The sequence below is a fragment of the Streptomyces sp. PTY087I2 genome (genome assembly GCF_001687325.1).
Classification (GTDB): Bacteria; Actinomycetota; Actinomycetes; order Streptomycetales; family Streptomycetaceae; genus Streptomyces.
Genome location: NZ_LZRD01000004.1, coordinates 200640 through 226526, shown reverse-complemented (window position 1 = coordinate 226526; position 25887 = coordinate 200640). Strand labels below are relative to the sequence as shown.

General features: G+C 71.0%; 25 protein-coding genes and 5 tRNA genes. 10 read left to right on the top strand and 20 right to left on the bottom strand.

What is annotated here, in order from left to right; genetic code table 11:
- Positions 1 to 81: 81 nt before the first annotated feature.
- Positions 82 to 2295 (bottom strand): ATP-dependent DNA helicase RecG, encoded by a 2214-nt coding sequence (recG, locus tag A3Q37_RS05825; RefSeq protein ID WP_176711355.1) that lies wholly within the window; start codon positions 2293 to 2295, stop codon positions 82 to 84.
- Between the two features lie 51 nt (positions 2296 to 2346).
- Positions 2347 to 4134, bottom strand: coding sequence for a DAK2 domain-containing protein (locus A3Q37_RS05820; protein ID WP_065478465.1), 1788 nt, complete (start codon positions 4132 to 4134; stop codon positions 2347 to 2349).
- Positions 4135 to 4391: 257 nt separating this feature from the next.
- Between A3Q37_RS05820 and rpmB the strand changes: the two genes are divergently transcribed.
- Complete coding sequence (gene rpmB / locus A3Q37_RS05815; protein WP_006127872.1) at positions 4392 to 4577, top strand: 50S ribosomal protein L28; 186 nt, start codon at positions 4392 to 4394, stop codon at positions 4575 to 4577.
- A gap of 116 nt (positions 4578 to 4693) precedes the next feature.
- On the opposite strand, the gene thiD is transcribed toward rpmB, so the two are convergent.
- The gene (thiD, locus tag A3Q37_RS05810) at positions 4694 to 5503 is read right to left on the bottom strand and encodes a bifunctional hydroxymethylpyrimidine kinase/phosphomethylpyrimidine kinase (protein WP_065478462.1); all 810 of its coding nucleotides are present in this window, start codon (positions 5501 to 5503) and stop codon (positions 4694 to 4696) included.
- A 55-nt stretch (positions 5504 to 5558) separates the two neighbouring features.
- The gene (locus A3Q37_RS05805; RefSeq protein WP_065478459.1) at positions 5559 to 6539 is read right to left on the bottom strand and encodes a thiamine-phosphate kinase; all 981 of its coding nucleotides are present in this window, start codon (positions 6537 to 6539) and stop codon (positions 5559 to 5561) included.
- 219 nt (positions 6540 to 6758) lie between these two features.
- On the opposite strand from A3Q37_RS05805, the gene A3Q37_RS05800 reads away from it, so the two are divergent.
- On the top strand, positions 6759 to 6992 hold the full coding sequence (locus A3Q37_RS05800; RefSeq protein ID WP_006127869.1) for an Lrp/AsnC family transcriptional regulator: 234 nt from the start codon (positions 6759 to 6761) through the stop codon (positions 6990 to 6992).
- Positions 6993 to 7012: 20 nt separating this feature from the next.
- Complete coding sequence (locus A3Q37_RS05795; RefSeq protein ID WP_065478455.1) at positions 7013 to 7501, top strand: DUF3515 domain-containing protein; 489 nt, start codon at positions 7013 to 7015, stop codon at positions 7499 to 7501.
- 18 nt (positions 7502 to 7519) lie between these two features.
- Here the strand turns inward: A3Q37_RS05795 and A3Q37_RS05790 are convergent, their stop codons facing one another.
- Genes A3Q37_RS05790 through A3Q37_RS05780 form a run of 3 tightly spaced genes read right to left on the bottom strand, consistent with a single transcriptional unit; the run spans position 7520 to position 10486 of the window.
- Positions 7520 to 8692, bottom strand: a complete 1173-nt coding sequence (locus A3Q37_RS05790; protein WP_065478453.1) for a D-alanine--D-alanine ligase family protein — start codon at positions 8690 to 8692, stop codon at positions 7520 to 7522.
- A gap of 34 nt (positions 8693 to 8726) precedes the next feature.
- Complete coding sequence (locus tag A3Q37_RS05785) at positions 8727 to 9737, bottom strand: NAD(P)H-dependent glycerol-3-phosphate dehydrogenase (RefSeq protein WP_065478450.1); 1011 nt, start codon at positions 9735 to 9737, stop codon at positions 8727 to 8729.
- Positions 9734 to 10486 (bottom strand): 1-acyl-sn-glycerol-3-phosphate acyltransferase, encoded by a 753-nt coding sequence (locus tag A3Q37_RS05780; protein ID WP_065478447.1) that lies wholly within the window; start codon positions 10484 to 10486, stop codon positions 9734 to 9736. Before A3Q37_RS05780 ends, A3Q37_RS05785 begins: the two co-directional genes overlap by 4 nt.
- A 168-nt stretch (positions 10487 to 10654) precedes the next feature.
- On the opposite strand from A3Q37_RS05780, the gene cofC reads away from it, so the two are divergent.
- Together cofC and A3Q37_RS05770 are read left to right on the top strand one after the other, a co-directional pair.
- Positions 10655 to 11320: a 2-phospho-L-lactate guanylyltransferase gene (gene cofC, locus A3Q37_RS05775; RefSeq protein ID WP_065478444.1), complete on the top strand. Its 666-nt coding sequence runs from the start codon at positions 10655 to 10657 to the stop codon at positions 11318 to 11320.
- Between the two features lie 10 nt (positions 11321 to 11330).
- Positions 11331 to 11534: a hypothetical protein gene (locus tag A3Q37_RS05770; RefSeq protein ID WP_010062008.1), complete on the top strand. Its 204-nt coding sequence runs from the start codon at positions 11331 to 11333 to the stop codon at positions 11532 to 11534.
- Positions 11535 to 11639: 105 nt separating this feature from the next.
- Here the strand turns inward: A3Q37_RS05770 and A3Q37_RS05765 are convergent, their stop codons facing one another.
- The 4 genes from A3Q37_RS05765 to leuC form a co-directional block, all read right to left on the bottom strand.
- Complete coding sequence (locus A3Q37_RS05765) at positions 11640 to 12293, bottom strand: HU family DNA-binding protein (protein ID WP_032770149.1); 654 nt, start codon at positions 12291 to 12293, stop codon at positions 11640 to 11642.
- A gap of 142 nt (positions 12294 to 12435) precedes the next feature.
- Complete coding sequence (locus A3Q37_RS05760) at positions 12436 to 12663, bottom strand: hypothetical protein (RefSeq protein WP_006127861.1); 228 nt, start codon at positions 12661 to 12663, stop codon at positions 12436 to 12438.
- A 104-nt stretch (positions 12664 to 12767) separates the two neighbouring features.
- Positions 12768 to 13361: a 3-isopropylmalate dehydratase small subunit gene (leuD, locus tag A3Q37_RS05755; RefSeq protein WP_030580377.1), complete on the bottom strand. Its 594-nt coding sequence runs from the start codon at positions 13359 to 13361 to the stop codon at positions 12768 to 12770.
- Between the two features lie 2 nt (positions 13362 to 13363).
- Positions 13364 to 14791 carry a 3-isopropylmalate dehydratase large subunit gene (leuC, locus tag A3Q37_RS05750; protein WP_065478441.1) on the bottom strand — a complete coding sequence of 476 codons (1428 nt, stop codon included), beginning with the start codon at positions 14789 to 14791 and terminating at the stop codon, positions 13364 to 13366.
- A gap of 173 nt (positions 14792 to 14964) precedes the next feature.
- Here leuC and ndgR point away from each other — a divergent pair, with 173 nt between their 5' ends.
- On the top strand, positions 14965 to 15681 hold the full coding sequence (ndgR, locus tag A3Q37_RS05745) for an IclR family transcriptional regulator NdgR (protein WP_006127859.1): 717 nt from the start codon (positions 14965 to 14967) through the stop codon (positions 15679 to 15681).
- 310 nt (positions 15682 to 15991) lie between these two features.
- Here ndgR and A3Q37_RS05740 read toward each other — a convergent pair.
- The 9 genes from A3Q37_RS05740 to A3Q37_RS05700 form a co-directional block, all read right to left on the bottom strand.
- Positions 15992 to 16064: transfer RNA gene (locus tag A3Q37_RS05740), tRNA-Glu, on the bottom strand.
- Positions 16065 to 16084: 20 nt separating this feature from the next.
- Positions 16085 to 16156, bottom strand: a tRNA-Gln gene (locus tag A3Q37_RS05735).
- A gap of 12 nt (positions 16157 to 16168) precedes the next feature.
- A tRNA-Glu gene (locus A3Q37_RS05730) sits at positions 16169 to 16241 on the bottom strand.
- 62 nt (positions 16242 to 16303) lie between these two features.
- Positions 16304 to 16376 (bottom strand) — tRNA-Glu (locus tag A3Q37_RS05725).
- A 37-nt stretch (positions 16377 to 16413) separates the two neighbouring features.
- Positions 16414 to 16485, bottom strand: a tRNA-Gln gene (locus A3Q37_RS05720).
- 88 nt (positions 16486 to 16573) lie between these two features.
- Entirely contained in the window at positions 16574 to 17293 is a 720-nt protein-coding gene (locus A3Q37_RS05715; protein WP_065478437.1) for an HAD family hydrolase, read from the bottom strand.
- 98 nt (positions 17294 to 17391) lie between these two features.
- Positions 17392 to 18867: a glutamate--tRNA ligase gene (gene gltX, locus A3Q37_RS05710; protein ID WP_065478434.1), complete on the bottom strand. Its 1476-nt coding sequence runs from the start codon at positions 18865 to 18867 to the stop codon at positions 17392 to 17394.
- Positions 18860 to 19645 carry a fumarylacetoacetate hydrolase family protein gene (locus A3Q37_RS05705; protein ID WP_065478430.1) on the bottom strand — a complete coding sequence of 262 codons (786 nt, stop codon included), beginning with the start codon at positions 19643 to 19645 and terminating at the stop codon, positions 18860 to 18862. Before A3Q37_RS05705 ends, gltX begins: the two co-directional genes overlap by 8 nt.
- A gap of 94 nt (positions 19646 to 19739) precedes the next feature.
- Positions 19740 to 19922 (bottom strand): hypothetical protein, encoded by a 183-nt coding sequence (locus tag A3Q37_RS05700; protein WP_065478427.1) that lies wholly within the window; start codon positions 19920 to 19922, stop codon positions 19740 to 19742.
- Positions 19923 to 20504: 582 nt separating this feature from the next.
- Here A3Q37_RS05700 and A3Q37_RS05695 point away from each other — a divergent pair.
- The 4 genes from A3Q37_RS05695 to A3Q37_RS05680 all read left to right on the top strand — a co-directional run bounded on the left by A3Q37_RS05695 (position 20505) and on the right by A3Q37_RS05680 (position 25797).
- Entirely contained in the window at positions 20505 to 24269 is a 3765-nt protein-coding gene (locus tag A3Q37_RS05695) for a nitrate- and nitrite sensing domain-containing protein (RefSeq protein ID WP_065478426.1), read from the top strand.
- Positions 24270 to 24692, top strand: a complete 423-nt coding sequence (locus A3Q37_RS05690; RefSeq protein ID WP_003966009.1) for a roadblock/LC7 domain-containing protein — start codon at positions 24270 to 24272, stop codon at positions 24690 to 24692.
- A gap of 135 nt (positions 24693 to 24827) precedes the next feature.
- On the top strand, positions 24828 to 25235 hold the full coding sequence (locus A3Q37_RS05685; RefSeq protein WP_003966010.1) for a DUF742 domain-containing protein: 408 nt from the start codon (positions 24828 to 24830) through the stop codon (positions 25233 to 25235).
- Positions 25216 to 25797, top strand: coding sequence for an ATP/GTP-binding protein (locus A3Q37_RS05680; protein ID WP_003966011.1), 582 nt, complete (start codon positions 25216 to 25218; stop codon positions 25795 to 25797). The genes A3Q37_RS05685 and A3Q37_RS05680 overlap by 20 nt, the downstream gene beginning before the upstream one ends.
- The last annotated feature ends 90 nt before the right edge of the window (positions 25798 to 25887 follow it).

Genomic DNA, 25887 nt, shown 5'->3' with positions numbered 1-25887 from the left:
TCCAGCGGGCGCGCGCGTACGGGCGCGTGCCGTGCGTCCACGATATGGCGTACGGCTCCCACCAGCAGGACGGCCCCGGGCTCACCCCTTGTCGAGGTACTCCTCGCGGTCCTTGTCCAGCAGGGCGGCCAGCACCGTGCGCAGCTCCGGCAGGTGCTCCAGCTCCGGGTCGGCGGCGACGATCGCCACGGCCTCCTCGCGGGCGGCGGCGATGACCTCCTCGTCGTCGATGACGGTGAGCATCCGGAGCGAGGAGCGCACCCCGGACTGGGCCTGGCCGAGCACATCGCCCTCGCGGCGCTGCTCCAGGTCGATCCGGGAGAGCTCGAAGCCGTCGAGGGTGGCGGCGACGGCGGAGAGGCGGGCGCGGGCGGGGCTCGCCTCGTGGGCCTCGCTGACCAGCAGGCAGAGCCCGGGGGCGGAGCCCCGGCCGACGCGGCCGCGCAGCTGGTGGAGCTGGGAGACGCCGAACCGGTCGGCGTCCATGATCACCATGGCGGTGGCGTTGGGGACGTTGACGCCGACCTCGATGACGGTGGTGGCGACCAGGACGTCCACGTCCCCGGCGGCGAACCGGCGCATGACGTCGTCCTTCTCGTCGGGGTGCATCCGGCCGTGCAGCACCTCGACGGTCAGCCCGGCCAGGGCGCCCTTGCGCAGCTCGTCGGCGATCTCCAGGACGGCGAGCGGCGGCCGCTTCTCCGGGTCCTCCTCGGCGGTCTTCTTCTTCGCCTTGCCCTTCTTCCCCTCGGCCTCCTCCGCGTCGTCGCCGATGCGGGGGCAGACCACATACGCCTGGTGGCCGTTCTCGACCTCCTCGCGGACGCGTTCCCAGGCGCGGGCGAGGAAGTGCGGCTTGTCCTTGGCGGGGACGACATGGCTGGCGATCGGGGAGCGGCCGGCCGGGAGCTGGTCCAGGACGGAGGTCTCCAGGTCGCCGAAGACCGTCATGGCGACCGTACGGGGAATGGGGGTGGCGGTCATGACGAGGAGGTGGGGCGGCTGCTTCCCCTTGGAGCGCAGGGCGTCGCGCTGTTCCACGCCGAAGCGGTGCTGTTCGTCCACGACGACCAGGCCCAGGTCGTGGAACTGCACCTTGTCCTCGATGAGGGCATGGGTGCCGATGACGATCCCGGCCTCGCCGGTGACCAGGTCGAGCAGGGCCTGACGGCGGGCGGCCGTGCCCATGGAGCCGGTGAGCAGGACGACCTTGGTCCCCCGGTCAGAGCCGCCCAGCATGCCGCCCTCGGCCAGCTCGCCCATCATCTCGGTGATCGAGCGGTGGTGCTGCTGGGCGAGGACCTCGGTGGGGGCGAGCATCGCGGCCTGGCCGCCCGCGTCGACCACGGCGAGCATGGCGCGCAGGGCCACCATCGTCTTCCCGGAGCCCACCTCGCCCTGGAGGAGGCGGTGCATCGGGTGCTCAGTGGCCAGGTCGTCGAAGATCTCCTTGCTGACCTTCTCCTGGCCCTCGGTGAGGGTGAAGGGCAGCTTGGCGTCGAACGCGTCCAGCAGGCCGTCCGCGACCGGGCGGCGGGCGGCGGCGGGCAGCTGGGTGTCGGCGTACCGGCGGCGGGCCAGGGCGACCTGGAGGACGAACGCCTCGTCCCATTTGAGGCGGGCCTTGGCGTCCTCGATGTCCGCCTTGGTCTGCGGGCGGTGCACCTTGAGCAGGGCCTCGGGCAGCGGGGTGAAGCCGCGCCCCTCGCGCAGGGACGCGGGCAGCGGGTCCACCGCGTCCTGGGCGCTGGGCAGCACGGCGTCCACGGCCTTGGCGATCCGCCAGGAGTCGAGCTGCTTGCACGCGGGGTAGATCGGCAGCAGCCGTCCGGCGAAGGCGTCCACGGCCTCGGTGGCCTCGTCGGCGTCGGAGGCGTCGAGCAGCTGGTACGTGGGGTGGGCCAGCTGCATCTTGCGGTTGAAGACGGAGACCTTGCCCGCGAACATCGCCTGGCGGCCGGGCAGCAGCTCCTTGTGCGGCTTGTGGACGCCGTGGCCGAAGAAGACCAGCTGGAGGCGGCCGCTGCCGTCGGTGAGGGTGACCTCCAGGCGTTTGCCCCGGCCGTTGTTGAACATCAGGATCCGGGCGTCGGCGACCTGGGCGACGACCGTGACGTGCTCGTCCAGCGGGAGGTCGGCCAGCGCGGTCAGCTTGCCGCGCTCCTCGTACCGCCGCGGGTAGTGGTGCAGCAGATCCCCGACCGTGTGCAGGTCGAGGTGTTCTGCCATCACCTTCGCGGTGGCTCCGCCGAGCAGCTTCTTGAGAGGTTCATCGAACGAGGACACGCGATCCATTGCACACCACGGCACTGACAACCGTCCGCCGGGCACGCACACCCGCTGCGGCTACTCGACGCCGATGAGCAGCGGTGCGCGCTGGTGGCCGCCCCGGTAGACCACCGTGTCCACGGCGAGATGGCCCTCGCGTACGTGTTCCTCCAGCGCGTCCGCGAGCGTGTCCGGGACGTCCTCGCCGAGGACGAGGGTGACCAGCTCGCCGCCCGCCGCCAGCATCCGGTCGAGAACGGTGCGGGCGGTGCCCGGGACGTCGGCGCCGATCACGGCCACGTCGCCGTCGATCAGGCCGAGGATGTCCCCGGCCTGGCAGATGCCCGCCATGGTCCACGACTGGCGCTCGGCGACGGCCAGTTCGGCGTAGCGGGTGGCCCCGGCGGCGGCGGTCATGGCGACCACGTCCTCGTCGAAGCCGCGGTCCGGCTCGTGCACGGCGAGCGCGGCGATGCCCTGGACGGCGGCGCGGGTGGGGACGAGGGCGACCCGGACCCCCTCGGTCCTGGCCTGTTCGGCGGCGGCGGCCGCGGTGTGGCGCAGGGCCGCGTCGTTGGGCAGCAGGACCACCTCGCGGGCGTGGGCGCGGCGGATGGCGTCGACCAGTTCGCCGCTGGCGGGCGGTTCGCCGGGGCGGGCGATCACGGTGGTGGCGCCGGCCTCGGTGCAGAGCCCGGCCAGGCCGTCGCCGGGGACCACGACGACGACGGCGCGCTGGGCGGGTTCGGCCTGGACGCGGACGTCGTGACCGCTCTCGGTGGCGAAGTGGGTGATCCGGATCCGGTACGGCCGGCCGGCCTCGACGCCCGCCTCCACGGCCGCCCCGGCGTCGTCGACATGGACGTGGACGTGCCAGAGCCCGTCGCCGCCGACGACGACCAGGGAGTCGCCGAGCGCGTCGAGCCGGGTGCGCAGCCGGGCCACCTGCTCGTCACGGGCCTCCAGCAGATAGACCACCTCGAACGCGGGCCCGGTGCCGCCGTCCTCGGGGCAGTCGAGCGGCCCGTCCCCCACGGTTCCACCGGGAACGCCCCCGGTCGGACCGCCTGCCGGAACACCGTCCACCGGAAGGCCGCCCCCCGGGAAGCCCTCCCCCGTAACGCCTTCCACCGGAGTGCCGCCCACCGGCAGCCCCACCACGGAACCCCCGTCCACAGTCACGGGCGCCTTCGCGGCGTTCCCGGAAGCGGTACGGGGTCCTCGTACGGGAGCCTGCCCGGTCACCGTCTCCACCAGCGCGCCCAGCACCGCCACCAGCCCCCGGCCCCCGGCGTCGACCACGCCGGCCCGGCCGAGGACGGCGAGCTGCTCGGGGGTGCGCGCGAGGGCGGCGCGCGCCCCCTCGTAGGCGGCGGTGACGACGGTGCGCAGGTCGGGGTCCTCGCCCCGGGCCGCTGCGGCGGCCTCGGCGGCGACGGTGAGCACGGTGCCCTCGACGGGGTGGGCGACGGCCTGCCGGGCCGCGTCGGCGGCGCTCGTGAGGGCGAGGCGCAGATGAGCCGCGTCGCCGCCGTCGGCCAGCACCCCGGCCATGCCGCGCAGCAGCTGGGCCAGGATCGTGCCGGAGTTCCCGCGCGCGCCGATCAGGGCTCCGTGCGCCATGGCGCGTACGGCGTCGGCGGTGGCGGGTGCGGTGGTGCCGGTCTCATGGGCGGCGAAGACCGCTTCGACGGCCGCGGCCGCGGACTCGACGGTCAGATAGAGGTTGGTGCCGGTGTCCCCGTCGGCGATGGGATAGACGTTGATCGCGTCGATCTCCGCGCGCTCCCGGCCCAGTGCTTCCAGGGCCAGCGAGCACCACGTGCGTACCGCGACGGCGTCCAGGTCGTCGGGGAGCTGCGGCACCGATGGTCCTCCTTGAAGCGGCCGTGGCAACGGGCTGCACCGCAGGTTAGCCCGCCCGCGGGGGTCCCGGCAGGGACAGGGGGCGGGAGGGCGGGCGGCCGAGCCGTGGTAGTTTCGTATCTCCGAAGCAGGCGTTGTATGCTGCTCCGGTTGCCCGATGAGAGTCGGGACATTCCCCCGGTACCGCCACTTCAGTCCAACTGATTCCGGCGCGCCGGAATTCACTGTACGTGCATCTGAAGTCTTTGGAGTGACCCGTGGCTGCCAACTGCGACGTTTGCGGCAAGGGGCCGAGCTTCGGCAACAGCGTTTCGTTCTCGCACCGCCGTACGTCTCGTCGCTGGAATCCCAACATCCAGCGCGTGCGTGCCGTGGTCGGTCGGACGCCGAAGCGGCTCAACGTCTGCACCTCGTGCATCAAGGCCGGCAAGGTCGCGCGCTGACGTCCCCGTCGTAGCGCAGCCTTCCGGTTGCCCAAAAAGCCGGTCCACCTCGGTGGACCGGCTTTTTGCTGTGCTCGGACGCCTGTGCTCGGAAGCCTGTGCTCAGGAGGCGGTCGTCAGTCGGCCGGGCGGGTCAGCCAGCCGTGGTCGACCGGGCCGATGCCGCCGCCGAGCGGGAAGCCGGCCTCGATCGCGCCGGTGACGTACGTCTTCGCTCCCTGGACCGCCGTGGGCACGTCCATCCCCAGCGCGAGCCCGGAGGCGATGGCGGAGGCCAGCGTGCAGCCGGTGCCGTGGGTGTGGCGGTTGTCGTGCCGGGGGGCGCGCAGCCAGTGTTCCGCGCTCCCGTCGGTGAGCAGGTCCACCGCCTCCCCGGGCAGATGGCCGCCCTTGATGACGACCCAGCGCGGTCCGAAGCCGAGGATCTCCTCGGCGGCCCGGCGCATCCCGCTCTCGTCGGTGACCCGGACGCCGGTGAGCTGGGCGACTTCGTCGAGGTTCGGGGTGGCGACGGTGGCGGCGGGGAGCAGCTTGGTCCGTACGGAGTCGAGGGCCTCGGCGGCGAGCAGCGCGTCCCCGTGCTTGGAGACGCCGACCGGGTCGACGACGACGGGGGCGTCCGTTCCGGCGAGGAGTTCCGCGACGGTCTCCACGAGGGCGGCGGACGCGAGCATCCCGGTCTTCACGGCCTGGACGCCGATGTCGTCGACGACGCTGCGGTACTGGGCGCGTACGGCGTCCACCGGAAGCTCCCACGCGCCCTGGACGCCGAGGGAGTTCTGTGCGGTGACGGCGGTGAGCACGCTCATGCCGTGCACGCCGAGGGCGAGCATCGTCTTCAGATCGGCCTGGATCCCCGCACCGCCGCCGGAGTCGGATCCGGCGACGGTGAGCACGCGGGGCGGTACAGCGGTACGTATGGACATACGCAGCAATCTAGGGCCTCTCGTTGGGATCATGCCGGGCTCGCGGGCCCCGTGGTCAGCCGCGCGGCTGGGTGTCCTCGATGGAGCCGAAGTGGTCCCAGCCGCCCTTGCTGGTCCAGGGGGCGCCGTCGACGGTGACCTGGGGCAGGGCGGAGGGGTTGAGGACCTCGCCGATCACCTTCCAGCGGGCGGGGAGCTTCACGTCGGGCGGGAAGGTCGCCACGATCGCGTGGTCCTCTCCCCCGGTCAGCACCCACTGGAGCGGGTCGACGCCGACGGCCTGGCCGATGTCGGACATCTGCGAGGGGATGTCGATGAGCCCGGAGCGCAGGTCGATCCGGCACTTGCTGGCCTCCGCGATATGGCCGAGGTCGGCGACGAGGCCGTCGCTGACGTCGGTCATCGCGGTGGCGCCGAGCCCGGCGGCCGCGGGGCCCGCGTGGTACGGCGGTTCGGGGCGGCGGTGGGCCTCGACGAAGGCGCGGGGCGAGCGGAAGCCGCGGGAGAGCACCGCGTAACCGGCCGCCGACCAGCCGAGCCAGCCGGTGACCGCGACGACGTCGCCGGGGCGGGCGCCGCCCCGGGTGACCGGTTCGTGGTTGCGCAGGTCGCCGAGTGCGGTGATGGAGACGGTGATCGTGTCGCCGCCCACCACATCGCCGCCGACCACGGCCGCGCCCGCCACCTGGCATTCGTCACGCAGCCCGTCCATGAGCTCGCCGGCCCAGGTGACGGGGAGGTCGGCGGGGACGACGAGGCCGAGGAGCAGCGCGGTGGGCACGGCGCCCATCGCCGCGATGTCGGCGAGGTTCTGGGCTGCCGCCTTGCGGCCGACGTCGTACGCCGTCGACCAGTCGCGGCGGAAGTGCCGCCCTTCCAGCAGGATGTCCGTACTGGCCACGACCCTGCGGTCGGGGGCGGCCACGACCGCGGCGTCGTCGCCGGGCCCCAGCCGTACCGCCGGAGTGGTGGTGAGCCGGGACGTGAGCTCTCTGATGAGCCCGAACTCCCCCAACTCGCCCACGGTTCCCTTCACCGAGTCTCACCTCTCCTTTATCGCCCCGGACACCCGTCCGGGCCCCCGGTCGCGAGCCGTCTGTGCTGTCGGTACCGTCAAGAGATACGTCAACTTCTGCGCCCTGTACGCCACGCTGTGGACGTCATCCGGCCCGTAGGTCTCCCCGCGGCCCGCGGCAACGCGATAACGTGGCGTCCCTTTCCCCCACATGATCCTCGTGGCCGCCCTGGAGGTTCCGTGGTACAGGCGTACATCCTCATCCAGACCGAGGTGGGCAAGGCGTCGATCGTCGCCGAGACCATCTCCAAGATTCCGGGAGTGATCCAGGCAGAGGACGTCACCGGTCCGTACGACGTGATCGTGCGGGCCCAGGCAGACACGGTCGATGAACTCGGCCGCATGGTGGTCGCCAAGGTGCAGCAGGTGGACGGCATCACACGGACTCTGACCTGCCCGGTCGTCCACCTCTGACCCCCGTCTAGGCTGGGCCGGTGACGTCATCCGCCCGCCGTTCCCCCCGCTCGATATTCCTCGGTCCGTCCGCTGCCGTGCTCGTGCTGGCCGCGGCGGGCTGTTCCCTCAGCGACGCCCGGCCGTCGGTCCCGGTTCCCACCCCGTCCGCGGAGGCCGCCGCGTACTGCGAGGCCCTGCACGAGGAGCTGCCGAAGACCGTCCTCGAGCTGGAACGCAGTGACCCCTCCCCGGACTCGGAGCTGACCGCCGGCTGGGGGGACGGGGCGATCGTACTGCGCTGCGGGGTCCCCCGGCCCGCGAAGATGGACGACCCCCATGCGGAGGGGGTCGAGGCGGACGGGGTGAAGTGGATGCTGGAGCAGCCCGAGGGCTCCGGTCCGCGGTTCACCACCACGTACCGCAAGGCGTACGTCGAGGTCACGCTGGATTCGACGTACGCCCACGACATCACGCCGCTGGCCTCGTTCGCCGGCCCGGTCGCGAAGACGGTCCCGAGCCGGTTCTGAGCCCCCCAGCCAGGCGCCTCAGCGCAGTCCGGTGGAGCGGGTCAGCGCGGCCTGGATCAGCCGGTCGACCAGTTCCGGGTAGTCGACGCCGCTCTCCTGCCACATGCGCGGGTACATGGAGATCGGGGTGAAGCCCGGCAGGGTGTTGATCTCGTTGATGACGAAGGTGCCGTCCTCGGTGAGGAAGAAGTCGGCGCGCACCAGGCCCTCGCAGGAGACCGCGTCGAAGGCGGCGACGGCGAGCCGCCGCACCTCGGCGGTCTGCTCCTCGGTGAGCGGCGCCGGCACCAGACCCGTGGCCGAGTCGATGTACTTGGCCTCGAAGTCGTAGAAGTCGTGGGCGGTGACCGGCGGGATCTCGGCGGGCACGCTCGCGCGCGGGCCGTCCTCGAACTCCAGCACCCCGCACTCGATCTCCCGGCCGCGCAGCAGCGACTCGACGAGGAACTTCGGGTCGTGGCGGCGGGCCTCCTCGATCGCCGCGTCGAGCCCTTCGACGCCGTCGACCTTGGTGATGCCCATCGAGGAGCCGCCGCGGGCGGGCTTGATGAACAGCGGCCAGCCGTGCTCGCCGGCGAAGTCCACGATCCGCTTGCGGGCGGCGGCGGGGTCGTTGTCCCACTCGCGGGGCCGGACGACCTCGTAGGGTCCGACGGGCAGCCCGAAGGAGATGAAGACGCGCTTCATGTACTCCTTGTCCTGGCCGACGGCGGAGGCGAGGACGCCCGCGCCGACGTAGGGCACGCCGGAGAGTTCGAGGAGGCCCTGGAGGGTGCCGTCCTCGCCGTACGGGCCGTGCAGCACGGGGAAGACGACGTCGACCTCGCCCAGCGCCTTGGGCACCGCGCCGGGCTCGGTGTAGACGACCTCGCGGCTGCCCGGGTCGACGGAGAGCACGACGCTGCCCTCGGCGGACTCGGTGAGCCGGTCCACATCGGGGACCTTGCGGTCGGTGATGGCCATGCGTTCGGGCTCGTCGGCGGTGAGCGCCCAGCGGCCGTCCGTCGTGATGCCGATCGGCAGGACGTCGTACTTGGTCCGGTCGATGGCCTGCATGACGGCGCCGGCCGTGACGACCGAGATGCCGTGTTCGGAGCTGCGGCCGCCGAACACGACAGCCACACGGGGCTTACGGAGCTGCCGCGGGCTCTCGGCGCGCTCAGGGCTCTGGGGGAGGTTCTCGCTGCTCATATCGCGATGAGCGTACCTGCTGGTAAGGGCGGCGTCAGCGTCGCTCGGCCTTGGCGCTGCGCGACATCAGCTCCTTGACCGCGACGACCGGGGACTTGCCCTCGTGGACGATCGAGACGACGGTCTCGGTGATGGGCATGTCGACCCCGTGCCTGCGGGCCAGGTCGAGGACCGATTCGCAGGACTTGACGCCCTCGGCGGTCTGCTTGGTGACGGCGATCGTCTCCTGGAGCGTCATGCCGCGGCCGAGGTTGGTGCCGAAGGTGTGGTTCCGCGAGAGCGGGGACGAGCAGGTGGCCACCAGGTCGCCGAGGCCGGCGAGGCCGGAGAACGTCAACGGGTCGGCGCCCATGGCCAGGCCCAGTCGGGTGGTCTCGGCGAGGCCCCGGGTGATGAGGGAGCCCTTGGTGTTGTCGCCGAGGCCCATGCCGTCCGCGATGCCGACGGCGAGGCCGATGACGTTCTTCACGGCGCCGCCGAGCTCGCAGCCGACCACGTCGGTGTTGGTGTACGGGCGGAAGTACGCGGTGTGGCAGGCGGCCTGGAGGCGCTGGGCGACGGACTCGTCGAAGCAGGCGACGACGGCCGCGGCGGGGCGGCGCTCGGCGATCTCCTTGGCCAGGTTGGGGCCCGAGACGACGGCGATGCGGTCGGCGGAGACCTTGGTGACGTCCGCGATGACCTCGCTCATCAGCTCGGCGGTGCCCAGCTCGACGCCCTTCATCAGGGAGACCAGGACGGTGTCCGGCTCCAGGTGCGGGGCCCAGTCGGCGAGGTTGGCGCGCAGCGTCTGGGAGGGCACGACGAGGAAGGCGAACTCAGCGCCGCGCAGGGCCTCGGCGGCGTCGGTGGTGGCGCGGATGGAGTCGGGGAGCGCGATGCCCGGGAGGTAGTCCGGGTTGGTGTGCGTGGTGTTGATGGCCTCGGCGACCTCGGCGCGACGGCCCCAGAGGGTGACGTCGCAGCCCGCGTCGGCGAGGATCACGGCGAAGGCCGTACCCCATGAGCCGGTTCCGAAGACGGCTGCTTTTACGGGGTGCGTCACGTGGGTCCCTTTCCCTGGGCCCTGCGCCGTTGTTCAGCACGGGCTTTGCGGTGATCGTAGAGCTCGGCGGGCGCCTTCTCGCCGCGCAGGTCCTCCAGCTGGCGGGTGACCGCCGCCATGATGACCTCGGTCGCCTCGCGCAGCACCTCGGGCGTCGGCTCCAGGCCGTGGAAGCGGCTGAGGTCGACGGGCGGTCCGGCCTGTACCCGCAGCGTCTTGCGGGGGAACAGCCGGACTTTGTTCTCCTTGGCGTAGGGCGGCATCACCTCGTTCGCGCCCCACTGGGCGACGGGGATGACGGGCGCCTTGGTCATCAGGGCGACCCGGGCGGCCCCGGTCTTCCCGGCCATCGGCCACATGTCGGGGTCCCGGGTGAGGGTGCCCTCGGGGTAGAAGGCGACGCACTCGCCGCGCTCGATGGCCGCCACGGCGGCCCGGAAGGCGTCCAGGGCGTTGGTCGTCTCGCGGTAGACGGGGATCTGGCCGGTGCCGCGCAGCATCATCCCGACGAACGGGGTGCGGAAGAGGCCGGCCTTCGCCAGGAACCTGGGCACCCGCCCGGTGTTGTACTGGAAATGGCCGTAGGAGAGCGGGTCCAGATAGGAGTTGTGGTTGACGGCGCTGATGAATCCGCCGTCGGCCGGAACGTGCTCCATCCCCCGCCAGTCGCGCTTGAACAGGACCACCAGTGGCGGCTTGGCGATGACCGCCGCCAGGCGGTACCAGAAGCCGATTCTGCGGCGGGACACTTGGATACCTTCCTTAGGAATTTCAACCTGCTGCCTGGCTACTGACGGTCAAGTCTCGCCCCAGACCCCTGCTCTGTCGAGAACACCGTACGCCTCACGTCCGGCGGCGGGCCTCCGGGTTGTCGTACCGGCAGGCGAGAATAGGTCCCGACGCGTACGGAGGGGGAGATCGCCACGAACACCGATCCGGCCGGGCCCTGGTCCCTGGTCGTTCCGCTGAAGCCGCTCGCCCGGGCCAAGAGCCGCCTGGGGCGGGCGGCGGGCGAGGCTGCGCGGCCCGTGCTGGCCCTGGCGTTCGCCCAGGACACGGTGGCGGCGGCGCTGGCCTGTTCCCGGGTGCGGGATGTGGTGGTCGTCACGGACGACGCCGTGGCCGCGGCGGCCCTTTCCGCGCTCGGGGCGCGGATCGTGCCGGACGCCCCGGGGGCCGGGCTCAACGCGGCGCTCGCGCACGGTGCGCGCTCGGTGCGGGCCCTGCGGCCCGCCGCCGCGGTGGCCGCGCTCAACGCGGATCTGCCGGCGCTGCGGACCGGCGAATTGGCGCGGGTGCTCGATTTTGCCTCCGCTTTTCCCAGCGCTTTTCTCCGGGACGCGGCGGGAATCGGAACGACATTTCTGGCCGCCGCGAGCGGTGCGGAATTCCGTCCGGCTTTCGGTGGTCCGTCCGGGGCCCGGCATCTGGCGTCGGGGGCGGTGGAAATAGCGCTGTCCGGTGTCGACTCGGTGCGCCGGGACGTGGATACGGGCGAGGACCTGCGGGTCGCCCTGGCCCTGGGGGTGGGTCCGCACACGGCGCGGGCTGCGGCCGTGCCCGCCTTCGCCCGTGACCGATAGGCTGCCGCCCATGCAGGCGACCTCGTACACGTACGACCCCGAGACCCGTGGCGGCAGTGTGCTGCTGGACGACGGCACCCCGGTGGAGTTCGACGCCGCGGCCTTCGACGCGGGCGGTCTGCTGCTGCTGCGTCCGGGGCAGCGGGTGCGCATCGAGGGCGAGGGCGAGGGGGCGGCCCTGCGGATCACGCTGGTGACGTTGCAGACGTTCTAGAAGTGGTTCGCTGGGCCGAACGGGGCCCGGACAGCCCGCGGGCCGGGCTCCCCCGGAGGGGAGCCCGGCCCGGCGCGTTGTGAGGAGCGGGCGAGTGCCCGGGGCTCACTTCTTGCGTGCGGTGGCCTTCTTGGCCGTGGTCTTGCGCGCCGTGGTCTTCTTCGCGGGCGCCTTCTTCGCCGTGGCCTTCTTGGCGGGCGCGGTCTTCTTGGCGGTGGCTGTGGCCTTCTTGGCCGGGGTCGCCTTCTTCGCGGCCGCGGACGTCTTCTTCGCCGTCGCGGTCGTCTTCTTGGCGGTGGTCTTCTTGGCGGCGGTGGTCTTCGCCGCCGTCGTCTTCTTGGCCGTGGCCTTCTTCGCGGTGGCCTTCTTGGCGGCCGACTTCTTGGCGGCGGCGGCCTTCACCGTCGTACGGGCGGCGGAAGATCCGCCCGAGAGGCTGCCCTTGGGGGCCTTCTTGACGGCCACGTCGTTCTTGGGGAGCTTCTTCGAGCCGCTCACCAGGTCCTTGAAGCCCTGGCCCGCGCGGAAGCGGGGCACCGAGGTCTTCTTGACCCGGACGCGCTCACCCGTCTGCGGGTTACGGGCGTACCGGGCGGGACGGTCGACCTTCTCGAACGAGCCGAAGCCGGTGACCGAGACCCGGTCCCCGGCGACCACGGCACGGACGATCGCGTCGAGTACCGCGTCGACGGCGTCCGCGGCCTGCTGACGGCCGCCGACCTTGTCGGCAATCGCTTCTACGAGCTGCGCCTTGTTCACGTCTTCCCCTTCGGAGACATTGCCAGAACGAAAGTGTTCAAGCTTTTTCGCACGTTAGGCAGATATATACCGCAAATCAAACACGAAACGGGCTAATCACCCTAGTGCCGCAACGAAGTCGACCGATGCGCAGTTCCACGTGTCAGTCACCTTCGGGGAATCGGCCCTCATCGAGGTCCTTCATCAAACGGTCCAGACGCCTTGCCGCGTCCGGGAGATCGTGCTTCGCCGCGGCCGTGACGACCAGCAGCTTCCGGGTCAGCGCCATCCGTACGCCCTCCGGGACTTGCAGTGCACGCACCTTCGCGTGCGCTTCCTTCAGTTGGTCGGCGACTTGGCCATAGAGCTTGAGTTGGCTGTCGCGTTCCATGCACCGATTGTGCCATCTGGGGCGAGTTGTCGCCCGACGGGGTCTCAACAAGCGACTGCGCCCCCTGCCGGGAGGCAGGGGGCGCAGTCCTGGAAAAGCGCTGCTCAGGCGGCAATGGTACGCGGCTTGAAGGCGGGCCTGGACGCCTCGTACGCGGCGATGTCCGCTTCGTTCTGAAGGGTGAGGCTGATGTCGTCGAGGCCGTTCAGCAGCCGCCAGCGGGCGTTCTCGTCCAGCTCGAAGTCGGCGGTGATGCCCTCGGCGCGGACCTGTCGCGCCTCCAGGTCGACGGTCACCTCGGCGGTCGGGTCGGCCTCCGTCAGCTCCCAGAGGGCGTCGACGACCTTCTGCTCCAGCACCACCGTGAGCAGGCCGTTCTTCAGCGAGTTGCCCCGGAAGATGTCGGCGAAGCGGGAGGAGATGACCGTCTTGAACCCGTAGTTCTGAAGGGCCCAGACCGCGTGTTCGCGGGAGGAGCCCGTACCGAAGTCGGGGCCGGCGACCAGGACCGAGGCGCCCTGGCGCTCGGGGCGGTTGAGGACGAAGTTCTCGTCCTTGCGCCAGGCTTCGAAGAGGCCGTCCTCGAACCCGTCGCGGGTGACCTTCTTCAGCCAGTGGGCGGGGATGATCTGGTCGGTGTCGACGTTGCTGCGGCGCAGCGGGACGACCCGGCCGGTGTGCGTGGTGAAGGCTTCCATGACTATCGGACTCCGGCGGGGGTACGGGCGTCGGACAGGTCGGCGGGTGAGGCCAGATGGCCCAGCACCGCGGTGGCGGCGGCGACCTGGGGCGAGACCAGGTGGGTGCGGCCGCCCTTGCCCTGCCTGCCCTCGAAGTTGCGGTTCGAGGTGGAGGCGGAGCGCTCGCCGGGGGCCAGCTGGTCGGGGTTCATGCCGAGGCACATCGAGCAGCCCGCGTGCCGCCATTCGGCGCCGGCCTCGGTGAAGACCTTGTCCAGGCCCTCCGAGACGGCCTGGAGCGCGACCCGCACCGAGCCGGGGACGACCAGCATCCGTACGCCGTCGGCGACTTTGCGGCCGTCCAGGACCGAGGCGGCGTTGCGCAGGTCCTCGATGCGGCCGTTGGTGCACGAACCTACGAAGACGGTGTCGACGCTGATCTCGCGCAGCGGCTGCCCGGCGGTCAACCCCATGTACTCCAGGGCCTTTTCGGCGGCGTGGCGCTCCGAGGCGTCCTCGTACGAAGCCGGGTCGGGGACACTGGCCGACAGGGGCGCGCCCTGGCCGGGGTTGGTGCCCCAGGTGACGAACGGGGCCAGTTCGGCGGCGTCGATGACGACCTCCGCGTCGAACACGGCGTCGTCGTCGGAGCGCAGGGTGTTCCAGTACGCGACGGCGGCGTCCCAGTCCTCGCCCTGCGGGGCGTGGTCGCGGCCCTTGAGGTAGTCGTAGGTGGTGGCGTCGGGGGCGATCATCCCGGCGCGGGCGCCGGCCTCGATCGACATGTTGCAGATGGTCATCCGGGCCTCCATCGAGAGCTTCTCGATGGCGGAGCCGCGGTATTCGAGGATGTAGCCCTGGCCGCCGCCGGTGCCGATCCGGGCGATGATCGCCAGGATCAGGTCCTTCGCGGTGACCTCGTCGGGCAGTTCGCCCTCGACCGTGATGGCCATGGTCTTCGGGCGGGCCAGCGGCAGCGTCTGGGTGGCCAGGACATGCTCGACCTGGCTGGTGCCGATGCCGAACGCCAGCGCCCCGAACGCGCCGTGCGTGGAGGTGTGGGAGTCGCCGCAGACCACGGTGGTGCCCGGCTGGGTCAGCCCCAGCTGGGGGCCGACCACGTGCACGACGCCCTGCTCGACGTCGCCCAGCGGGTGCAGCCGGACGCCGAACTCCGCGCAGTTCTTGCGCAGGGTCTCCAGCTGGGCGCGGGAGACCGGGTCGGCGATCGGCTTGTCGATGTCGAGGGTCGGGGTGTTGTGGTCCTCGGTGGCGATGGTGAGGTCGAGGCGCCGCACCGGGCGTCCGGCCTGCCGCAGTCCGTCGAAGGCCTGCGGGCTGGTCACCTCGTGCAGCAGGTGCAGATCGATGAAGAGAAGGTCGGGCTCGCCCTCCGCGCGCCGGACGACATGGTCGTCCCAGACCTTCTCCGCGAGTGTCCTACCCATCGCTTTCCCTCCGGCCGGCGTCTTCGCCGGCCCAACTAGAGATCGGTGCGCCTCCGTCCGGACCCCCGTGCGGGGCGGTGGCTACGAGCCGTTGTGCGGCCGCTTCTACAGGTTCGCAACTTCCGCCGAAAATTGAACTTGCGTTTCACAGAGTGAGACGGGAGTATCGTCGTATGGACAACTCTAGCGGCGTCGGCGTTCTCGACAAGGCAGCTCTGGTATTGAGCGCCCTGGAGTCCGGTCCGGCCACCCTCGCCGGGCTGGTCGCGGCGACCGGGCTCGCACGGCCCACGGCCCATCGACTGGCCGTGGCACTGGAACACCACCGGATGGTGGCGAGGGATATGCAGGGCCGGTTCATTCTCGGCCCCCGGCTGTCGGAACTGGCAGCCGCGGCGGGCGAGGACCGCCTGCTGGCCACGGCCGGACCGGTGCTCACCCACCTGCGCGACATCACCGGCGAGAGCGCGCAGCTCTACCGCCGGCAGGGCGACATGCGGATCTGCGTGGCGGCGGCGGAACGGCTGTCCGGACTCCGGGACACGGTGCCGGTCGGCTCCACGCTCACGATGAAGGCGGGCTCCTCGGCTCAGATCCTGATGGCCTGGGAGGAGCCGGAGCGCCTGCACCGGGGCCTCCAGGGCGCCCGGTTCACGGCGACGGCGCTCTCCGGCGTACGGCGGCGGGGCTGGGCCCAGTCGATCGGCGAGCGGGAGCCGGGCGTGGCCTCGGTCTCGGCCCCGGTGCGCGGCCCGTCGAACCGGGTGGTCGCCGCGGTCTCGATCTCCGGGCCGATCGAGCGGCTGACCCGTCACCCGGGCCGGATGCACGCCCAGGCGGTCATCGACTCGGCGGCGCGGCTGACCGAGGCCCTGCGCCGCAGCGGCTGACCCGCGCCCGCTGCTCCCCCTCCTCTCTCCCCGTCTCCGGTAGGCCGCCCCAGCGTCGTGGCGGCCGTTTTCTTTACCCGGACCGGTGGGCGAGCCGGTCCGCGCCCCGGCGGCCCCCGTGCGGCGATCGGCGTACACCGGTCGCTGGTCGCGTCGGTGGCGACCCTGGTGCGGCTCGGATATCCGTATGACATCGGCTACTTGACCCGGCGCCGGCTGGCGCGGAGCGAGGAGTCGGCCCGCCGGTACGGCCTGTGACAGCGAAAAGGCCCTCCACCGAAGTGAAGGGCCTTTCCGTACCGCTCTGTTGTACCCCCGACCGGATTCGAACCGGCGCTACTGCCGTGAGAGGGCAGCGTGCTAGGCCGCTACACAACGGGGGCGTGGTTACTGCTGACTTGCGCTGGGCTACCAGGACTCGAACCTAGAATGACGGTACCAGAAACCGTAGTGTTGCCAATTACACCATAGCCCATGGTGAGACAAGTACCCCCGACCGGATTCGAACCGGCGCTACTGCCGTGAGAGGGCAGCGTGCTAGGCCGCTACACAACGGGGGCCCTGGCGATCCTGCATCGAGAGCGATGGGTGCGACCCATGATGTTCTCGCGGGAAGGATCTGTACCCCCGACCGGATTCGAACCGGCGCTACTGCCGTGAGAGGGCAGCGTGCTAGGCCGCTACACAACGGGGGCTTGTCCTGCTGGATACTGCTGGTCTTGCTGTACTGCGCTGGGCTACCAGGACTCGAACCTAGAATGACGGTACCAGAAACCGTAGTGTTGCCAATTACACCATAGCCCACTGAAATGCAACCCCTGGTGGGGGCTTCACTTCTGTCCGCGCTTCCCGGCCGGATCTTTCGGCCCGCTCGGGCGGCGCAGAAAGAACATTACCCGAAGGTGTCCGGCGCTCCAAAACGGGTATCGCCTGCCAGCAGGCCCGGGAGCTGGTCGAGCCCGGTGATCCGCACGAGATCGGAGCGTCCGCCCCGGCCCCGCCGGTCGAGCCAGATGCCGGTGAGTCCGGCGGCGACGGCGCCGCTCGCGTCGATGTCCGGCTCGTCGCCCACGTACGCCACTTCGTGCGGCTCCAGCGCGAGCGCGTCGCAGGCCGCGTGGAAGGCGCCGGCCTCCGGCTTGGAGACGCCGAGCTCCACGGCGCAGACCATCGCCTCGAAGCGGTCCCGGACGCCGAGCGCGGTGAGCTTGCGGTGCTGGTGGCCGGCGCTGGAGTTGGACAGGATCGCGTGCCGGTAGTCGGGCGCCAGGCGGTCCAGGGCCGGCAGCACGTCCGGGAAGAGCGCCCAGGCGGCCTCGTAGTGGGTCACATGGCCGGCGAACCAGTCGTCGGCCTCGGCGTCCGTCAGGGCCCGCGAGAGGAACTCCCGCACCCGGTCCCGGCGCTGCCCGAGGAAGTCGGTCTCCCCGGCGGCGACGCGCGCCCAGTGCCGGACGGTGATCGCCTTCCAGGCGGCGAGGGCCTCGTCGACCGATGCGTACGCCTCGGGCACCCCCACGCCCTCCAGGTGGAGCCGCATGCCGGTGCGGTCGGCGCCCGCGTAGTCGAAGATCGTGTCGTCGATGTCCCAGAGCACGGCGCGGATCGGCATGCGGGCCACGGTAGCCGCCGCCGCTCGCGCGCGGGGGTGAACGGCCGAGGGGGCCGCAGCCGGTCGGCTGCGGCCCCCTCGGAGGTGTCCGGTCCTGCTTACGCGGCCAGCTTCGCCAGCGCGGCGTCCACGCGGGCCAGGCTCTTCTCGCGGCCCAGGATCTCCAGGGACTCGAAGAGCGGCAGGCCGACGGTGCGGCCGGTGACGGCGACGCGGACGGGGGCCTGGGCCTTGCCGAGCTTGAGGCCGTGGGCCTCACCGGCGGTCAGGACGGCGTTCTTCAGCGACTCGGGGTCGCTCCAGTCGGCCGCCTCCAGGTTGGTGCGGGCCGTGGTGAGCAGGGCCACCGGGTCGCCCTTCATCGCCTTGGCCCAGGACGCCTCGTCCTCCACCGGCTCATCGAGGAAGAGGAAGTCGACGTTGTCGGTGATGTCGGAGAGGACCGTGACCCGGGTCTGGGCGTACGGGGCGATCCGCGTCCACTTCTCCGCGTCGAAGGACTCCGGGGCCCAGGGCGCGAAGGGGGCCTTCAGCCAGGGGCCGCAGGCCTCGGTGAAGGTCTTCACGTCGAGCATGCGGATGTGTTCGGCGTTGATGTGCTCGGCCTTCTTGAGGTCGAAGCGGGCCGGGTTGGCGTTGACGTCCTTGATGTCGAACGCGGCGACCAGCTCGTCCATGGAGAAGATGTCGCGGTCCTCGGCGATCGACCAGCCGAGCAGCGAGAGGTAGTTCAGCAGGCCCTCGGGGAGGAAGCCGCGCTCCCGGTAGAGGTTGAGGGAGGCCTGCGGGTCGCGCTTGGAGAGCTTCTTGTTGCCCTCGCCCATGACGTACGGCAGGTGGCCGAAGGCGGGGGTGTCCTTGGCGATGCCCAGCTCGATGAGCGCCCGGTACAGGGCGATCTGGCGGGGGGTGGAGGAGAGCAGGTCCTCGCCGCGCAGGACGTGGGTGATCTCCATCAGGGCGTCGTCGACCGGGTTGACCAGGGTGTAGAGCGGGGCCCCGTTGGCGCGGACGATGCCGTAGTCGGGGACGTTCTCCGGCTGGACGGTGATCTCGCCGCGGACCAGGTCGGTGAAGGTGATGGCCTCGTCGGGCATCCGGAAGCGGACGATCGAGGTGCGGCCCTCGGCCTCGTACGCCGCCTTCTGCTCGGCGGTGAGGTCGCGGCAGTGGCCGTCGTAACCGGACGGCTTGCCGGCGGCGCGGGCGGCGTCGCGGCGGGTGTCCAGCTCCTCGGTGGTGCAGTAGCAGGGGTAGGCGTACCCGGCGGCCAGCAGCTTCTCGGCGACGTCCTTGTACAGGTCCATCCGCTGCGACTGGCGGTAGGGAGCGTGCGGGCCGCCGATCTCGGGGCCCTCGTCCCAGTCCAGGCCGAGCCAGCGCATCGAGTCGAGCAGCTGCTCGTAGGACTCCTCGGAGTCGCGCGCGGCGTCGGTGTCCTCGATCCGGAAGACCAGGGTGCCCTGGTGGTGCCGGGCGAAGGCCCAGTTGAAGAGCGCCGTCCGGACCAGGCCCACATGGGGGTTGCCGGTCGGGGAGGGACAGAAACGGACGCGTACAGGTGCGTTAGCCACGCTTGATCACCTTGTTGGTGAGAGTGCCGATGCCTTCGATGGTGACGGCGACCTCGTCGCCGACGTGCAGGGGTCCGACCCCCGCGGGGGTGCCCGTGAGGATGACGTCGCCCGGGAGGAGGGTCATGGCCTCCGTGATGTGGACGACCAGGTCCTCGACGGAGCGGACCATGTCGCTGGTGCGGCCGAGCTGTCGCTGCTCGCCGTTGACCGTCGCCTGGATGGTGAGGTCGTGGGGGTCCACGTCGGTCTCCACCCAGGGGCCCAGCGGGCAGGAGGTGTCGAAGCCCTTGGCGCGGGCCCACTGCTTCTCGCGCTTCTGCACATCGCGGGCGGTGACGTCGTTGGCGCAGGTGTAGCCGAGGATGACGTCCTTCACGCGCTCGCGGGGGACCTCGCGGCACATGCGGCCGATGACCACGGCCAGCTCGGCCTCGTGGTGCAGCTCTTCGGAGAAGGAGGGGTACTCGATCGCGTCGCCGGAGCCGATCACCGAGGTGGTGGGCTTGAAGAAGGTGATCGGCGCGTCGGGGACCTCGTGGCCGAGTTCGGCGGCGTGCTCCGCGTAGTTGCGGCCGATGGCCACGACCTTGTTGGGGAGCACGGGGGGCAGCAGCCGGACCTTGTTCAGCGGGACCTTGGTGCCCGAGAGCTCGAAGTCGGCGTACGGAATGCCCTTGATGATGTCGAGGACGAGGTCACCGGATTCCACGGTGCCCTGTCCCTCGACGGCGCCGAAGGCGACATTGCCGTCGATGGAGAACCTGGCGATGCGCACGGGATGCTGTCGCCCCTCACTTGCTGGCTGGCTGAAGACTGACGCTCCAGGCTAACGCTGTGAGGGGGCACAGCCTCGCGCATTCCCGGGTGACCTACTGGGCGACGGCGACCGGGGCTTCCATGAGGATGGTGCGGCGCGGGTTGGCCGTGACGTTCGGCAGGTCGGCGGCGTGCTCCGGCAGGAACGGCGTCCGAAGCGCTTCGGCGTCCTTGAGGTGCGCCAGCGTGGTGCGCCGGGGGTTGGCAATGTTGCGAAACATCGTCGTGGTCTTCATCTGCCGTCAGGACCCTGTCGGTGAGGGCGCCGCTCGTCGCGGCGCCGGCTTGTCGGATTCGCCATCCCTGTAAAGCGTCAGGCTAAACATCCGATTCCCCGCCGAAGCCGGGATGAGGCGACGATCATCATGTGAGTTTGCTCACGAACTAATCGACAATTGGCCCATTTCGGGCGGCCGACCGTGATCCACGAAACGGACATTGCACCACTGAATCCACCATTCCGCTCCTGATCATCGCGACTGGGACACCCCCCACCCCTAGGCAAGTCCTCCGCAATAGTCCGCTTTACCCACGATCACTCTCCACTGCTTGTTACTCGTTCATCACAACGTGTCACGCAGGTCACAGCCCGGTACATGGGCCTTGTTGGAGATCCTGCACTGTGCTGGAATTCCACGCACCGCCGCGGGTTTCAGGCCGGCGCGCAGGGGCGCAACGCAGCGCCGAGTGGCGGCGGGAGGGGGAAGTACGCCGGTCACTCATACGACCACCATGGGGCGCGTCCAGCGCCCCACGACGCCGACACCGTTCTGTCCGCACACGCGGGCGGGACGCCTGGTCCAGAGGTTGCGACGCTAGTGCAGGGACGTTTCAAGAGGGATGGCAGCGCTCCGGCGGAACAGGAGCCGCGCGGCGGGACCGACCGCGGTTCCTCGCCCCAGCACGCCCAGAACCCCGGGCCGGCCGCAGCCGGCGACAACAGCGACCGTGCGCAGCGCCCGGGCTCCACGACGAGCGGTGCGGAGCCGGACACGGCCGCACAGCCGCGCGGCCCGGTCGACACGGGTTCGCGAATAGCGCTCCGTAACTGGCGCATCAGTACGCGACTGGTATCACTGCTCGCCCTCCCGGTGGTCGCCGCGACCAGCCTCGGCGGTCTGCGGATCCAGGAGTCGATGACCGACATGCAGCAGCTGGAGCACATGCAGCTGCTGACGAAGATGACCAAGCAGGCGACCTCGCTCGCCCAGGCTCTTCAGGTCGAGCGCGACCAGTCGGCCGGTCCGCTGTCGAACAAGTCCAAGCCCACCGACTACAAGGTCACCGGGCCCCGGGACAAGACCGACCGCGCCAAGAACGCCTTCCTCGACGAGACCGACACGATCGGCGACTCCGAGGGCGACGAGTCGCTGGAGAGCATCCACGCGAGCATCTCGTCGATCGCCTCCCAGCTCGGCACCATCCGTACGATCCGCAAGACGGCGTACGAGGAGGGCTCCCCGAGTCTCAACACGATCGACCAGTACAGCCAGCTGATCACCTCGCTGCTGAGCCTCTCGCAGGACATGGCGCAGGCGACCAGCAACCCGGACATGATCAAGCGGACCCGGGCCCTGGCGGCGTTCTCCTCCGCCAAGGAGTACGCCTCCGTCCAGCGCGCGATCATCGCCGCGGCGCTGCCCGGCGGTTCGGTCAAGGAACCGCACCTGAACCAGAACGACCGGCAGTTCGGCTCCAACGCGCTCGCCAAGGAGTCCCGCGCCCTCACGTCGTTCAAGCAGATCTACGCGACGACCGGGCAGAGCGCCGAAGAGCTCATGGCGCCCCTGGACAACGGCAACCCGGAGATCAACGCCGGGAACATGTACGCCAAGCGGGTCCTGGACACCACGAACGGGATCGAGGGCAAGCAGGTCCGGTCGTACCTGGACTGGTACGACCAGAGCACCATCAAGATCAAGGCCATGGAGACGATCGAGGCCACGCTCCTCAGCGACATGGAGGCCAAGGCCCGCGAGCTGCGCCAGGCCTCCCAGCGCGACGCGATCGTCAACGGTGCGGTCATCTTCATCGTGCTCGGCGTCTCGCTCGTCGGCGCCTTCGTGGTGGCCCGCTCCATGATCCGCTCCCTGCGCCGCCTCCAGGACACCGCCACCCGGGTCGCCCAGGACCGGCTGCCCGAGCTCGTCAAGCAGCTCTCCGAGACCGACCCGCAGGACGTCGACACCTCCGTCGAGTCGGTCGGCGTGCACTCCCGGGACGAGATCGGCCAGGTGGCCGCGGCCTTCGACGACGTGCACCGCGAGGCCGTCCGCCTCGCCGCCGAGCAGGCCCTCCTCCGGGGCAACGTCAACGCGATGTTCACCAACCTCTCGCGCCGCTCCCAGGGCCTCATCCAGCGCCAGCTCTCGCTCATCTCCGAGCTGGAGTCGCGCGAGGCCGACCCGGACCAGCTGTCCTCGCTCTTCAAGCTCGACCACCTCGCGACCCGTATGCGCCGGAACGGCGAAAACCTCCTCGTCCTCGCGGGCGAGGAGCCGGGCCGCCGGTGGACCCGCCCCGTCCCGCTGGTCGACGTGCTCCGCGCCGCCGCGTCCGAGGTGGAGCAGTACGAGCGCATCGAACTGTCCGCGGTGCCCGCCACCGAGGTCGCGGGACGCGTCGTCAACGACCTCGTGCACCTGCTCGCCGAGCTGCTGGAGAACGCCACGTCGTTCTCCTCGCCGCAGACGAAGGTCAAGGTCACCGGTCACGCGCTGCCCGACGGCCGCGTCCTGGTCGAGATCCACGACACGGGCATCGGCCTCTCCCCCGAGGACCTCGCGGCGATCAACGAGCGGCTCGCGCAGCCGCCGACGGTGGACGTCTCCGTCTCCCGCCGCATGGGTCTGTTCGTGGTCGGCCGGCTGTCGCTGCGTCACGGCATCCGGATCCAGCTGCGCCCCTCCGACTCCGGCGGTACGACCGCGCTGGTCATGCTGCCCGTCGACGTCGCGCACGGCGGCAAGCAGCCGCCGTCCAAGCAGGGCTCCGGCCAGCAGCCGGGCGGACCCGGCGGTCTGCTCGCGGGCAACGGCAACGGTGCGGGCAACGCCCAGCGCACGGGCCTCGGCAGCGGTCCCGGCGGTCCGGACGCCAAGAGCCTCGGTGGCGCTCAGCGCGGCCAGGTCGGCGCGGGCTCGGGCACCCGGGCGGCGCTGCCGTCACGGGACGGCTCGGCGGGCCGGCCGCAGGGCCAGCAGGGCGGCGGCCAGCCCAACAACGGCGGCCCCGGCCAGGACTTCCCGGGCCAGGGTCCGGCTCCGCAGCGCCAGGGCGGCGGCCTCTCCGGCGCCTTCGGCAACAGTGCCCGGCTCGGCGCCCGCGGCCCGCAGGGCGATGCGCCCGGCCGCGGCGACGGCGCGCAGACCAATCTGTTCGGGCACGGCGCTCCGGCGTCCGCCGGGCAGAACGGCGGCCGCCCGGGCCAGTTCGCCCCGCAGAACCAGCAGGCCCCGTCCGGCTGGCAGAACCAGCAGGGCCAGAACGGCCAGAACGGCCGGCCGAACCAGCCGAACCAGCAGGGTCCCGGGGCGCAGCAGCCCCAGGGCCGCCAGGAGCAGGGCGGTTTCCAGCAGCCCGGCGGCCCCGGCCGTCAGCTGCCGCCGCCCGGTGGGCCGCGTGCCGAGCTGCCCGGGGGCAACCCGCAGCCGCAGCGTCCCGCGACCACCAGCTGGGGCGCCGACACCCCGCGCGGTCACGAGGAGCACGACGCGACCGGGCAGTTCGCCCGTCCGGCGGGCCCCGGCCAGGACCCGGCGTTCAACGCGCCGAACCAGCGGCCCTCCGACGACCGTCAGGGTCCCGGCGCGACCTCCGAGTTCGCCCGGCCCGACTTCTCGGGCCCGGGGGCTCCGCAGGACCGCTCGTACCCGCAGCAGGCTCCGCAGGGCCAGGACCCGGCGAGCACCGCGCAGTTCGCCCGCCCGGACTTCGGTGTCCCGCACCAGCCCCAGCAGGGCCAGGGCCAGGGTCACCAGCTGCCCGCGTCGCGCGGCAACGACTTCGGTGCGCCGCGTCCGCCCGCCTCCCCGGCGGGCGAGGCCCCGTACCGTCCGGCGCTCCCCCAGCAGCCGCAGCAGCCGGAGGCCCTGCCGCCGGCCGGTCCCGGGGACGGGCGTACGCCGCTGTACGACACGCTGGAGACGAACTGGTTCCACGGTCCGGGCCAGGGCGGCCAGCAGCAGCCCGCCGAACCGCAGGCGCCGGCCGCTCCGGAGCCCGCCGGTGTGCCGGTCCCGCCGCTGCCTCAGCGCGATGCGGCCGACGCCTCGGTCACCAGCTCGTGGCGGGCCTCGCCCAACGATGAACTCGTACGCCAGGCCGAGCGGGTCAAGAAGCCCGCCGCCGGCGGGGTCACCACGTCCGGGCTGCCTCGCCGTGTTCCCCGCGCCAATTTGGTTCCGGGGACCGCACAGCAGCAGAATCACCAGTCCGGACCTCAGGTTTCGCGCGCGCCCGATGACGTGCGCGGTCGTCTGACCAATCTCCGCCGGGGCATCCAGCAGGGTCGGCAGGCCAACAACAACGGCTCGCAGACCGGCAGTTTCCATCTCGGCCCCACTCACCAGCAGGAGCGTTAGTTGAGCCCCATGAGTCAGGCCGCGCAGAATCTGAACTGGCTGATCACCAACTTCGTGGACAACACCCCAGGGGTGTCCCACACGGTGGTGGTCTCCGCGGATGGCCTGCTGCTGGCGATGTCCGAAGGATTTCCGCGCGACCGCGCCGACCAGCTCGCCGCTGTCGCGTCGGGTCTCACCTCGCTGACCGCGGGTGCGTCCCGGATCTTCGAGGGCGGCGCCGTCAGTCAGACGGTTGTGGAGATGGAGCGGGGATTCCTCTTCCTCATGTCCATCTCCGACGGCTCGTCCTTGGCCGTTCTCGCCCACCCGGACGCCGACATCGGTCTGGTCGGGTACGAAATGGCCCTCCTGGTCGACCGTGCCGGCACCGTCCTCACGCCCGATCTCCGCGCCGAGCTCCAAGGCAGTCTGCTCCACTAGACGGCCATCCAGCGGATTCACGACACGATCCCCCCAGGTAATGCCCACAACCCTCACCCGACAGGCCGCTTTAGTCCCCTCACCGGCCCCTTGCAGACGGCAAGCCGAGAACCTGCTGTCACGCCCGGAGGATTCATGACCCCGCCACCCGCCTCACCCGATCCGTACGGCGCACTGCACCACGCGTCGTACGACGGGGAAGGCGACCAGCCGCTGGTTCGTCCCTATGCCATGACCGGCGGCCGGACCCGGCCGCGCTACCAGCTCGCGATAGAGGCGCTGGTCAGCACGACGGCAGACCCCGCTCATCTGGGGACCCTGCTCCCCGAGCACCAGCGGATCTGCCACCTCTGCCGTGAGGTCAAGTCGGTGGCGGAGGTGTCGGCACTGCTGTCGATGCCGCTCGGCGTCGCCCGGATCCTGGTGGCGGACCTGGCGGAAGCCGGCATGGTGGCCATCCACCAGCCGGGCAACGGAGAGGCCGGCGGCGCGCCGGATGTGACACTGCTCGAAAGGGTGCTCAGTGGACTTCGCAAGCTCTAGCGGCGGTACGGGCCGCGCCACCACCTCGGCGAAGATCGTGGTGGCGGGCGGCTTCGGCGTGGGCAAGACCACGTTCGTCGGGGCCGTGTCGGAGATCAACCCGCTGCGCACCGAAGCCGTGATGACGTCCGCCTCGGCGGGCATCGACGACCTGACCCACACCGGGGACAAGACGACGACCACCGTCGCCATGGACTTCGGCCGCATCACACTCGACCAGGACCTGATCCTGTACCTCTTCGGTACGCCCGGGCAGGACCGTTTCTGGTTCATGTGGGACGACCTGGTCCGCGGCGCCATCGGCGCCGTCGTCCTCGTCGACACCCGCCGTCTCGCCGACTGCTTCCCCGCCGTCGACTACTTCGAGAACAGCGGCCTCCCCTTCGTCATCGCCCTCAACGGCTTCGACGGACACCAGCCCTACACCCCCGACGAGGTCCGCGAAGCGCTCCAGATCGGGCCCGACGCGCCCATCATCACGACGGACGCCCGGCACCGGGCGGACGCCAAGAGCGGCCTGATCACGCTGGTCGAGCACGCTCTGATGGCACGCCTGAAGTAGTTCTCCCACCAGGGACAAGTCGATATCGGTATACGGAAGTTGCAGTAGTCACGCGGGGGCGGCCTGTGTCGTTTGACACGATCCGCCCCC